At 42.1% G+C, this 12,199-nt stretch carries 5 protein-coding genes and 1 riboswitch; all 5 genes read left to right on the top strand.

The genetic code is table 11. The features are described 5' to 3' along the window. Positions 1 to 231: 231 nt before the first annotated feature. The 5 genes from rplJ to thiC all read left to right on the top strand — a co-directional run bounded on the left by rplJ (position 232) and on the right by thiC (position 12,197). A complete protein-coding gene (gene rplJ / locus HWV01_RS21020) occupies positions 232 to 735 on the top strand; it encodes a 50S ribosomal protein L10 (RefSeq protein ID WP_045108700.1) in 504 nt (167 codons plus the stop codon). Between the two features lie 47 nt (positions 736 to 782). Further along, positions 783 to 1,148: a 50S ribosomal protein L7/L12 gene (gene rplL, locus HWV01_RS21015; protein WP_211673337.1), complete on the top strand. Its 366-nt coding sequence runs from the start codon at positions 783 to 785 to the stop codon at positions 1,146 to 1,148. 233 nt (positions 1,149 to 1,381) lie between these two features. Further along, positions 1,382 to 5,419, top strand: coding sequence for a DNA-directed RNA polymerase subunit beta (gene rpoB, locus HWV01_RS21010; RefSeq protein ID WP_211673336.1), 4,038 nt, complete (start codon positions 1,382 to 1,384; stop codon positions 5,417 to 5,419). 100 nt (positions 5,420 to 5,519) lie between these two features. Beyond that, complete coding sequence (gene rpoC / locus HWV01_RS21005; protein ID WP_211673335.1) at positions 5,520 to 9,803, top strand: DNA-directed RNA polymerase subunit beta'; 4,284 nt, start codon at positions 5,520 to 5,522, stop codon at positions 9,801 to 9,803. A 148-nt stretch (positions 9,804 to 9,951) separates the two neighbouring features. Next, positions 9,952 to 10,053, top strand: a riboswitch (TPP riboswitch). A 137-nt stretch (positions 10,054 to 10,190) separates the two neighbouring features. Next, positions 10,191 to 12,197 (top strand): phosphomethylpyrimidine synthase ThiC, encoded by a 2,007-nt coding sequence (gene thiC / locus HWV01_RS21000; protein ID WP_371816347.1) that lies wholly within the window; start codon positions 10,191 to 10,193, stop codon positions 12,195 to 12,197. Positions 12,198 to 12,199: the final 2 nt, after the last annotated feature.

The raw sequence follows: 12,199 nt of genomic DNA, 5'->3' as shown, positions 1-12,199 counted from the left end.
CCGTCCAAGACCGTAGGAGTTGTGCTTACTCTGTAAGAATAACTTAATAATGATCGGCTATTTTAGTTAATACTTGATCTTTCCTACGTAGATGGTGCAGGACCTCTGAAGAATTTATTTTTTTCTGGAATCCAAGCCGTAATGGTTCGGCTGATGTGACTGCTAAGGCAAGATATCGGTCGGAAATTTTAAATACCGAATTTTTTTCGGTTTTATCCAGGAGTATAGACCATGGCATTAGGTCTCGACGACAAAAAAGCAATTGTTGCTGAAGTCAACGAAGCTGCCAAGGCTGCGCTTTCTGCAGTAGTTGCTGATTCACGTGGCGTTACTGTAGGTGCAATGACTGGTCTTCGTAAGCTTGCTCGTGAGAATGGCGTCTACATCCGTGTAGTACGTAACACTCTTATGAAGCGTGCTGTTGAAGGTACGGATTTTGCGTGCCTTAACGAAGTATTTACCGGTCCAACTCTGATCGCATTCTCTAATGAGCACCCAGGTGCTGCAGCTCGTCTTTTAAAAGACTTCGCTGCACAAGAAGAATCTTTCGAAGTTAAAGCGTTAGCATTTGAAGGCGAATTTATCGGTGCAGAAAACATTGATAAACTAGCTAAACTACCAACATACGACGAAGCTATTGCTCAGTTAATGATGACTATGAAAGAAGCATCAGCTGGCAAACTTGTACGTACATTGGCTGCTTTACGCGATCAAAAAGAGCAAGAAGCTGCTTAATTTAGCCGCTTTGTCTAAAATAAATTTTAATATATTAGGAATGACACATGTCTATCACTAAAGACCAAATCATCGACGCAATTGCTGAACTTTCTGTTATGGAAGTTGTTGAATTAATCGAAGCAATGGAAGAAAAATTCGGCGTATCAGCTGCAGCTGCAGTTGTTTCTGGCGGCGCTGCTGCTGCTGCTGAAGAAGAGCAAACAGAATTCGACGTAATTCTTGCTTCTTTCGGCGACAACAAAGTTAAAGCTATTAAAGCTGTTCGTGCTGCTACAGGCCTAGGTCTTAAAGAAGCTAAAGGTGTTGTTGAATCTGCACCTGTAGCTGTTAAAGAAGCTGTAGAAAAAGCTGAAGCTGAAGAACTTAAGAAAGTTCTAGAAGAAGCTGGTTGTACTGTTGAGATCAAATAGTCTATTCTTAAATAGATTATTGCCCTCATAAGGCATTGGCTGGTGATTCTTTAATCGCCGGCCTTTTTGCGCTATAGGATGTTTGGAAATTTCACATCATTTCAACCAAAATTCTGCGCACTGTTTAGCCCAATTCTTTTGGTCGAGACAGGATAAAAAACATATAATGATGTTGTTAGAGCTGTCCTTTTTAAGGGCAGAGTGGGTCACTTATCAGCGAGCTGAGGAACCAAATGGTTTACTCTAATACCGAAAAAAAACGTATCCGTAAAGACTTTGGTAAAAGTGCACCAGTTGTGGCTAAGCCGCAAATGTTGGCTATTCAAACTAGCTCTTTTAAAAAGTTTTTAGAAATGGATCACACAGGTGAATACGGCCTGGAAGCAGCATTCCGTAGCGTGTTCCCTATTAAAAGTTACTCTGGAACTTCTGAACTTCAATATGTATCGTACCGTTTAGGCGAACCTGTATTTGAAGTTAAAGAATGTCAAACCCGTGGTGTTACTTATTCTGCACCGCTGCGTGTTAAATTACGTCTTGTATTATACGATCGTGATGCACCAGCAGGTACTATTAAAGATATCAAAGAACAAGAAGTCTACATGGGCGAAATCCCATTAATGACTGAAACTGGTACTTTTGTTATCAATGGTACAGAGCGTGTTATCGTATCTCAGTTACACCGTAGTCCTGGTGTATTCTTCGATCACGACAAAGGTAAAACCCATTCATCAGGTAAAGTATTATATAACGCACGCGTTATTCCTTACCGTGGTTCATGGTTAGACTTTGAATTCGATCCGAAAGATAGTTTATTCGTTCGTATTGACCGTCGACGTAAATTACCATCATCAATTATTCTTCGTGCACTTGAGTTCACGACGGAAGAAATCTTAGCAATCTTCTTCGACACTACGCGTTTTGAAGTTAAAGATGGCAAGTTATTGATGGAACTACAGCCAGACCGTCTACGTGGCGAAACGGCGGTATTTGACATCGTAGCTAACGGTGAAGTATACGTTGAAAATGGTCGTCGTGTTACTGCTCGTCATATCAAGAAATTTGAAAAGAACGGCGTAACAGAGATCGAAGTACCATTAGAGTATATCGCTGGTAAAGTAGCCTCTAAAGATTACGTTAATGAAGAAACAGGCGAAGTGATTGTTGCAGCGAATGCTGAACTAACACTAGAATCTGTTGCTGAATTATCACAAGCTGGTATCAAGGTAATTGATGTTCTTTATACGAACGACCTTGATGTAGGTAGTTACATGTCTGACACATTACGTGTTGACTCAACTACTAACAAACTTGAAGCGCTAGTTGAAATCTACCGTATGATGCGTCCTGGTGAACCACCAACGCGTGAAGCGGCAGAATCATTATTCCAAAATCTTTTCTTCGCAGAAGAACGTTATGATCTATCTACTGTAGGTCGTATGAAGTTTAACCGCCGTATTGGCCGCGAAGAAGATACTGGCTCAGGCATTCTGAACAAAGCTGATATTGTTGAAGTGATGAAAACTTTGATTAATATCCGTAACGGTAAGGGCGAAGTTGATGATATCGATCACCTTGGCAACCGTCGTATTCGTTCAGTTGGCGAAATGGCAGAAAACCAATTCCGTGTTGGTTTAGTTCGTGTAGAACGTGCTGTTCGTGAACGTCTAAGTCTTGGTGATCTTGATGCAGTAATGCCACAAGATTTAATCAATGCTAAGCCGATTTCAGCTGCGATCAAAGAGTTCTTTGGTTCATCACAACTGTCTCAGTTCATGGATCAAAATAACCCATTGTCAGAAGTGACGCACAAACGTCGTATTTCTGCATTAGGTCCTGGTGGTCTAACACGTGAACGTGCTGGTTTTGAGGTACGTGACGTACATCCAACTCACTACGGTCGTTTATGTCCAATTGAGACTCCAGAGGGACCAAACATTGGTCTAATTAACTCATTAGCTGTATTTGCCCGTACTAACGATTATGGTTTCTTAGAAACACCATTCCGTAAAGTCATCAACGGTCAAGTTACTAATGACGTTCAATACCTTTCTGCTATCGAAGAAGGTCTGTATGCAGTAGCACAGGCTAACGCAACTATCGATACAAATGGTGTATTACAAGATGAATTTATTCCATGTCGTCACAAAGGTGAAACAACCTTTATGTCTTCGGACCAAATTCAGTATATGGACGTATCTCCACAGCAAATTATTTCTGTGGCGGCATCGCTAATTCCGTTCCTAGAACACGATGATGCTAACCGTGCATTGATGGGTGCGAATATGCAACGTCAAGCAGTACCAACACTAAATGCTGATAAGCCATTAGTCGGTACTGGTATTGAACGCGCGGTAGCAATCGATTCTGGTGTAACTGTTGTTGCGCTACGTGGCGGTTCAATCGACTATGCTGATGCAAGTCGTATCATCGTTAAAGTTAACGAAGATGAACTTGTACCAGGTGAAGCGGGTATTGATATCTACACGCTAACTAAGTACACACGTTCGAACCAAAACACATGTATTAACCAACGCCCAACAGTATTAACTGGTGAAGCAGTGGTTAAAGGTGACGTGCTTGCTGACGGTCCTTCAACAGACTTAGGTGAATTAGCACTTGGCCAAAACATGCGTATCGCATTCATGCCTTGGAATGGTTACAACTTCGAAGATTCAATTCTTGTATCTGAACGTGTTGTAAAAGAAGATCGTCTAACGACAATCCACATTCAAGAATTGTCATCGATTGCGCGTGATACTAAACTTGGTAGCGAAGAGATTACTGCGGATATCCCTAACGTGGGTGAAAGCGCATTATCTAAACTAGATGAGTCTGGTATTGTTTACGTTGGTGCTGAAGTTAAGCCGGGTGATATCCTGGTAGGTAAAGTAACCCCTAAAGGTGAAACACAATTAACGCCTGAAGAAAAGCTTCTACGAGCTATCTTCGGTGAAAAAGCATCTGATGTAAAAGACAGTTCATTACGTGTACCTAACTCTGTTTACGGTACTGTAATTGACGTGCAAGTATTTACCCGTGATGGCGTAGATAAAGACAAACGTGCACAAGACATCGAGCAGATGCAACTGCGTGAAGCGAAAAAAGACTTAACTGAAGAGTTATCTATCTTCGAAGAAAGCTTATTCGGTCGCGTTAAATCTCTATTACTTGCTGCAGGTAAAACGGAAGAGCAACTTAATGCTGTTTCTCGCGCACAATGGTTAGAGATTGTTCTTTCTGATGAAGAACAACAGATTCAATTAGAAGGCCTAGCTAAGCAACATGATGAGCTACGCGCTGACTTTGATTCTAAGTTTGATATCAAACGCCGTAAAATTACCCAAGGTGATGACCTAGCACCGGGTGTACTTAAGATTGTTAAAGTATACCTAGCTGTTAAACGTCGTATCCAACCGGGTGATAAGATGGCTGGTCGTCATGGTAACAAAGGTGTGATCTCAACAATCGTTCCTATTGAAGATATGCCACACGATAAGTTTGGTGAGCCAGTTGATATCGTACTTAACCCGTTGGGTGTACCATCGCGTATGAACATCGGTCAGGTACTTGAAGTTCACTTGGGCCTTGCTGCTCGTGGTATCGGTAGTAAAATCGATAACATGATCAAAGAACAACAAGATCTTGCTAAGATCCGTGAATTTATGCAAAAAGCATATGACATCGGTAATACGCATCAGAAAGTTGATTTATCAACATACTCTGACGAGCAAGTTCGTGTTCTTGCGCACAACTTACGTAAAGGTCTGCCAATGGCAACGCCTGCGTTTGATGGTGCAGCTGAAGCTGAAATCAAAGAAATGCTTAAATTGGCTGATTTACCAGAATCAGGTCAATTAGAGTTATTTGATGGTCGTACTGGTGACGTGTTCGAACGTCCAGTTACCGTTGGTTACATGTATATGCTGAAACTGAATCACTTGGTTGATGACAAGATGCATGCACGTTCTACCGGTTCTTACAGCCTAGTTACTCAGCAACCGCTGGGTGGTAAAGCTCAGTTCGGTGGTCAGCGTTTCGGTGAGATGGAAGTATGGGCTCTGGAAGCATACGGTGCAGCATATACTCTACAAGAGATGCTAACTGTTAAGTCTGATGACGTGAACGGTCGTACTAAGATGTATAAAAACATCGTAGACGGCGATCATCGTATGGACCCAGGTATGCCTGAATCATTCAACGTATTGTTGAAAGAGATCCGCTCATTGGGTATCAACATCGAACTAGATGAAAACAAAGGTAAGAAATAAGCTCTTATTAAGAGATTATTCAGACTTTTGAATTAGCATTGCGCCTCGACTCATTCTGTGAGTTGAGGCTGCGTAGTTTTCACTCCCAGTGGAGAAAAACGTGAAAGACTTATTAAAGTTTCTAAAACAGCAAGGTAAGACCGAAGAGTTCGATGGTATCAAGATTGGTCTAGCTTCTCCGGAACAGATCCGTTCTTGGTCTTTTGGTGAAGTTAAAAAGCCAGAAACCATCAACTACCGTACCTTCAAACCTGAGCGTGACGGTTTATTCTGTGCGCGTATTTTCGGCCCAGTAAAAGATTACGAATGTCTTTGCGGAAAATATAAGCGTCTGAAGCACCGTGGTGTTATCTGTGAAAAATGTGGCGTAGAAGTAACGCAAACTAAAGTTCGTCGTGACCGTATGGGCCACATCGAATTAGCGTCTCCTGTTGCACACATTTGGTTCTTGAAATCATTACCATCTCGCATCGGTCTATTACTAGACATGACGCTACGTGATATCGAACGTATTCTTTACTTCGAATCATATGTTGTTATCGAACCAGGTATGACTTCGCTAGAACGTGGCATGATGCTGACTGAAGAGCAGTATCTTGACAACCTAGAAGAATGGGGTGATGAATTTGATGCGAAGATGGGTGCAGAAGCTGTACTTTCTTTGTTACAAGATCTAAACCTAAACCAAGACATCGAAGAAATGCGTGAAGAATTAGAGACTACAAACTCTGAAACTAAACGTAAGAAGATCACTAAACGTCTTAAACTAATGGAAGCATTCGCTGTATCTGGTAATAAACCAGAGTGGATGATCATGAACGTACTGCCGGTATTACCGCCAGATCTTCGTCCATTAGTACCACTAGATGGTGGCCGTTTCGCGACTTCTGATCTAAATGACCTTTATCGTCGTGTGATCAACCGTAACAACCGTCTAAAACGTCTATTAGATCTAGCTGCACCAGATATTATCGTACGTAACGAAAAACGTATGTTACAAGAATCTGTTGATGCACTATTAGATAATGGTCGTCGTGGTCGTGCGATTACAGGTTCTAACAAACGTCCTCTTAAATCTTTGGCTGATATGATCAAAGGTAAACAAGGTCGTTTCCGTCAGAATCTACTAGGTAAACGTGTAGATTACTCTGGTCGTTCTGTAATTACAGTAGGTCCAACGTTACGCTTACACCAATGTGGTCTACCTAAGAAAATGGCACTTGAGTTATTCAAGCCATTCATCTACGGTAAATTAGAATCACTTGGTTTTGCAACAACGATTAAAGCAGCTAAGAAAATGGTTGAACGCGAAGGCGCTGAAGTTTGGGATATCCTAGACGGCGTGATCCGCGAACATCCAGTAATGCTTAACCGTGCACCAACACTGCACAGACTTGGTATTCAAGCATTCGAACCTGTTCTAATTGAAGGTAAAGCGATTCAGTTACACCCATTAGTATGTTCTGCATACAACGCCGATTTCGATGGCGATCAGATGGCTGTACACGTACCGTTAACAATTGAAGCTCAATTGGAAGCGCGTACACTGATGATGTCTACGAATAACATTCTTTCACCTGCGAATGGTGAACCGGTTATCGTACCTTCTCAAGACGTTGTATTAGGTCTTTACTACATGACTCGTTCTGGCGTTGGTGCTAAGGGTGAGGGAATGGTACTAGGTAGCCCTGAAGAAGCTGAAAAGCTTTATCGCAGCCACCTTGTTGAGCTACATGCACGTGTTAAAGTACGTATTACTGAACATCTTAAAGATGAAAATACTGGTGAAGTTACAGTTCGCACTGAACTGAAAAACACAACAGTTGGTCGTGCGATTCTTTCTTTAGTAGCACCTAAGGGTCTACCATATGAATTAATCGATCCGATTAAAACTTTAACTGCTGAAGAAGAAGCTAAACTTGCAGCGAATCCAGCTAACTGGATCCTGAAAGTATCTAACGAAGCGTTAGGTAAAAAGCAGATTGGTAAGCTACTGAATGACTGTTACCGTCTATTAGGTCCGAAAGACACTGTTGTTTTCGCTGACCAAATAATGTACACCGGTTTCCATTATGCTGCGCTTTCTGGTGCATCAGTTGGTATCGATGACATGGTTATTCCGGATGCGAAGAAAACGCTAATTGAAGCGGCTGAACTAGAAGTAACTCAAATCCAAGAACAATTCCAGTCTGGTCTTGTTACTGCGGGTGAGCGTTACAATAAAGTGATTGATATTTGGGCTCGTGCCAATGAGCACATCTCAAAAGCAATGATGGATAACTTGTCTACAGAAACTAAAGCTAACTCTTTAGGTGATGCTGAGACACAGAAATCTTTCAACAGCATCTTTATGATGGCCGATTCTGGTGCACGTGGTAGTGCGGCACAGATTCGTCAGCTAGCTGGTATGCGTGGTCTGATGGCGAAACCAGATGGTTCGATCATCGAAACACCTATTACGGCTAACTTCCGTGAAGGTCTAAACGTACTTCAGTACTTCATCTCAACGCATGGTGCACGTAAAGGTCTAGCCGATACAGCACTTAAAACAGCAAACTCGGGTTACCTAACTCGTCGTCTTGTTGACGTTGCACAAGATCTTGTGATTAACGAGATTGATTGTGGTACTGAAAATGGTCTAATCATTACTCCTCATATTGAAGGTGGTGATGTTGTTGAACCACTACGCGATCGTGTTCTTGGTCGTGTTGTTGCTGAAGATGTTGTGAACCCAAGTACTGGTGAAGTGATATTGCCACGTAATACATTACTTGACGAAAAACTTTGTGATTTCTTAGAAGAGCACTCAGTTGATCAGATGAAAGTACGTTCTGTAATTACTTGTGACAATGACTTCGGTGTTTGTGCAGCTTGTTACGGTCGTGATTTAGCACGTGGTGTAATGGTTGGTCAAGGTGAAGCAGTTGGTGTTGTTGCAGCACAATCAATTGGTGAACCTGGTACACAGTTAACGATGCGTACATTCCACATTGGTGGTGCGGCATCGAGAGCCTCTGCTGAAAATAATATCCAAGTTAAAAACACGGGTACTATTAAGTTCCATAACGAGAAATTCGTTGAGAACGCAGATGGCAAACTGGTTATTACTTCACGTTCATCAGAAATTACGATTATTGATGAAAACGGTCGTACTAAAGAAAGCCATAAATTACCTTACGGTTCTGTTGTTGAATATAAAGATGGCGCAGCTGTTGAGTCTGGTAGCATTATTGCTAACTGGGACCCGCATACTCACCCAATCATCACTGAGGTGGCTGGTCAAATTAAGTTTGTTGACTTAATTGATAGTATTACGGTTACTAAGCAAACTGATGATCTAACTGGTCTATCTAGCACGGTAATTCTAGATCCTGCAGCACGTGTTGCCGCTGGTAAAGATTTACGTCCTATGGTTAAACTTGTTGATGCTGCAGGTAATGATTTATTCATTCCTGGTACAGAAGTTGTTGCACAATACTTCTTACCTGCAAACGCAATCGTTAACTTAGAAGATGGCGCATTAGTGACTATTGGTGAAGCGTTAGCGCGTATTCCTCAAGAAAGCTCGAAAACACGTGATATTACGGGTGGTCTACCACGCGTAGCGGATCTGTTTGAAGCTCGTCAGCCAAAAGATGCAGCTATCTTAGCGGAAATCTCAGGTACTATTAGTTTCGGTAAAGAAACTAAAGGTAAACGTCGTCTAGTTATCACACCTACTGATGGTGCTGAAGCTTACGAAGAGATGATCCCTAAATGGCGTCACTTGAACGTGTTCGAAGGTGAGAAGGTTGCTAAAGGTGAAGTTATCGCCGATGGTCCTGAATCAGCACACGATATTCTACGTCTACGTGGTATTAGCCATGTTGCAAACTATATCGCGAACGAAGTTCAAGAAGTATACCGTTTACAAGGCGTAAAGATTAACGATAAGCACATTGAAACTATCGTTCGTCAAATGCTACGTAAAGCTAACGTAATCTCTGCTGGTGATAGTAACTTCTTACCAGGTGAGCAAGCTGAAGTTTCACGTCTGAAAATTGCTAACCGTCAGCTAGAAGCTGAAGGCAAGCAACCAGCCGTGTTCCAACACATGCTTATGGGTATTACTAAAGCGTCTCTTGCAACTGAATCATTTATTTCAGCTGCATCGTTCCAAGAAACAACACGTGTTCTAACAGACGCTGCTGTTCATGGTAAGATTGATGACCTTCGTGGTCTGAAAGAGAACGTTATTGTTGGTCGTTTGATCCCTGCTGGTACAGGCTTCTCTTATCACCAAGAGCGTGCGAAAAAACGTGCTGGTAAAGTAGAAGAAGTAATGCAAGAAATCACGACTGATGAAGCTGAACAGAACTTAGCAAACCTACTAAATAACCTTTAATTGATTTGCTGAATGCAATTAAAGTCGTGTGTAAGTGATGACAGACCCACTGATTCACTTACGCATAGTTATTAGATAGTAAAGGCGCCCTTTTATAGGGCGCTTTTTTTTTGCTTGTTTTTTAACGCCATACCAGTCTATACTCCGATACATCTTGTCGGAGTGCTTTAGGGCTGAGACCATTTAATAATGGGATCCGTGGAACCTGATCAGGCTAATACCTGCGTGAGGAAACAAGAGTGATTAATATGAATATTATTCGTATCATTGTAAGTTAGCCATAGGGACATCAGGCCGCTTACTATTACACCTACGATCAATATATCTATATCACTACTCTCCATACTCAACGACAAGCAATCATCTTATTAGAAAGGAATGAGTGCTATGTCTACCAATATAAATCAAAGCAATAATACCAAAAAACCAACGCGTCGTGAAAACCGTGAAAATGCCCAAGAGTTTATTAATAATCTCAGTTGCGAACCGTTTCCTAATTCAGAAAAATTTCATCTAACAGGTAGCCGTGACGATATTCAAGTGGCGATGCGTAAAATCAATCTGGATGAGACGTTAGTCGCAGGCAGTAAAGACGATCCGGTTTATGAGCAAAATGAATCGATCCCAGTTTATGATACATCAGGTCCCTATACTGATCCGGCAATTGAAATAAACGTACACCAAGGTTTACCGAAGTTAAGACAAAAATGGATCGCAGAACGTAACGATATTGAAGCATTAGAAATCGTTACTTCGCACTTTGCCCAGCAGCGTCTTGCTGATGATGGTATTGATCATATTCGCTTTGAGCATTTACCAAAGCCATTGAAAGCCATTGATGGTCAAAACGTTACTCAGATGCACTATGCCCGTAAAGGCATGATCACGCCAGAAATGGAATACATCGCGATTCGTGAAAACATGGGCCGTGAATTGATCCGCAACGAGCTGTTATTAAAACAACATGCGGGTAATGATTTTGGTGCCAGCATACCGGAAAAAATCACTCCTGAATTTGTCCGTGATGAAGTGGCCCGTGGTCGTGCGATCATCCCTGCCAACATCAATCATCCAGAATCTGAGCCGATGATCATCGGTCGTAACTTTCTTGTAAAAGTAAACGCCAACATTGGTAATTCGTCAGTCACATCATCGATTGAAGAAGAAGTCGAGAAGCTAGTATGGGCGACACGCTGGGGTGCTGACACGGTAATGGACTTATCCACAGGCCGTAATATTCATGAAACGCGTGAGTGGATCCTCCGTAATTCACCTGTGCCAATCGGTACTGTGCCGATCTATCAGGCTCTAGAGAAGGTAAATGGGATCGCCGAGGATCTTACTTGGGAAGTATTCCGCGATACCTTGATCGAACAAGCTGAGCAGGGTGTTGACTACTTTACTATTCATGCTGGCGTACTGCTTCGTTATGTACCAATGACGGCAAAACGCCTTACCGGGATCGTGTCACGTGGTGGTTCGATCATGGCTAAATGGTGTTTGACGCATCATAAAGAAAACTTTGCTTATGACCATTTCGAAGAAATCTGTGCGATTTGTAAAGCTTACGATGTTTCTCTGTCATTAGGTGATGGCATGCGTCCGGGTTGTGCGGCTGATGCGAATGATGAAGCCCAATTTGCTGAATTAGCAACTTTAGGTGAGTTAACGAAAGTTGCGTGGGAGCAAGACGTACAAGTTATTATCGAAGGCCCAGGTCATATCCCAATGCACATGATTAAAGAGAATGTTGAAAAGCAGCTCGATATTTGTCATGAAGCGCCTTTCTATACTTTAGGTCCACTGACAACCGATATCTCACCGGGCTATGATCATTTTACTTCGGGTATTGGTGCTGCTCAAATCGGTTGGTACGGGTGTGCAATGTTGTGTTACGTGACACCAAAAGAACATTTAGGCCTACCGAACAAAGAAGACGTTAAGCAAGGCATGATCACCTACAAAATCTCTGCACATGCGGCTGATTTAGCGAAAGGTTTCCCAGGTGCTCAAATCCGTGACAATGCGATGTCTAAAGCCCGTTTTGAATTCCGTTGGAATGATCAATTCAACCTAGCATTAGACCCTGATACTGCACGTGCCTATCACGATGAAAATATCCCACAAGAATCCGGTAAAGTTGCGCATTTCTGCTCTATGTGTGGACCAAAATTCTGTTCAATGAAGATCTCACAAGATGTCCGCGATTACACTGCTAAACAAGAACAAATCAGTATTCAATTACTCGATGAAGTTGTTGTGATTGATGCCGAAGAGGGGATGAAGCAGATGTCTGAAGAATTTAAAAAGCACGGTGCCGAATTATATCTGCCACCAACACATGATGCGGTAAATGGTCGTGTGACTGAATCTATAACTGATAAAGTGGAATAATT

The sequence above is a fragment of the Moritella sp. 5 genome, from assembly GCF_018219455.1.
GTDB lineage: Bacteria > Pseudomonadota > Gammaproteobacteria > Enterobacterales > Moritellaceae > Moritella.
The sequence above is the reverse complement of the archived record's forward strand: the minus strand, read 5'-3'. Positions and strand labels throughout refer to the sequence as shown.

What these genes read in the sequence shown, in the direction of transcription:
- rplJ (WP_045108700.1), top strand. Translation starts at nt 232, where the DNA reads ATGGCATTAGGTCTCGACGACAAAAAAGCAATTGTTGCTGAAGTCAAC.
- rplL (WP_211673337.1), top strand. Translation starts at nt 783, where the DNA reads ATGTCTATCACTAAAGACCAAATCATCGACGCAATTGCTGAACTTTCT.
- rpoB (WP_211673336.1), top strand. Translation starts at nt 1,382, where the DNA reads ATGGTTTACTCTAATACCGAAAAAAAACGTATCCGTAAAGACTTTGGT.
- thiC (WP_371816347.1), top strand. Translation starts at nt 10,191, where the DNA reads ATGTCTACCAATATAAATCAAAGCAATAATACCAAAAAACCAACGCGT.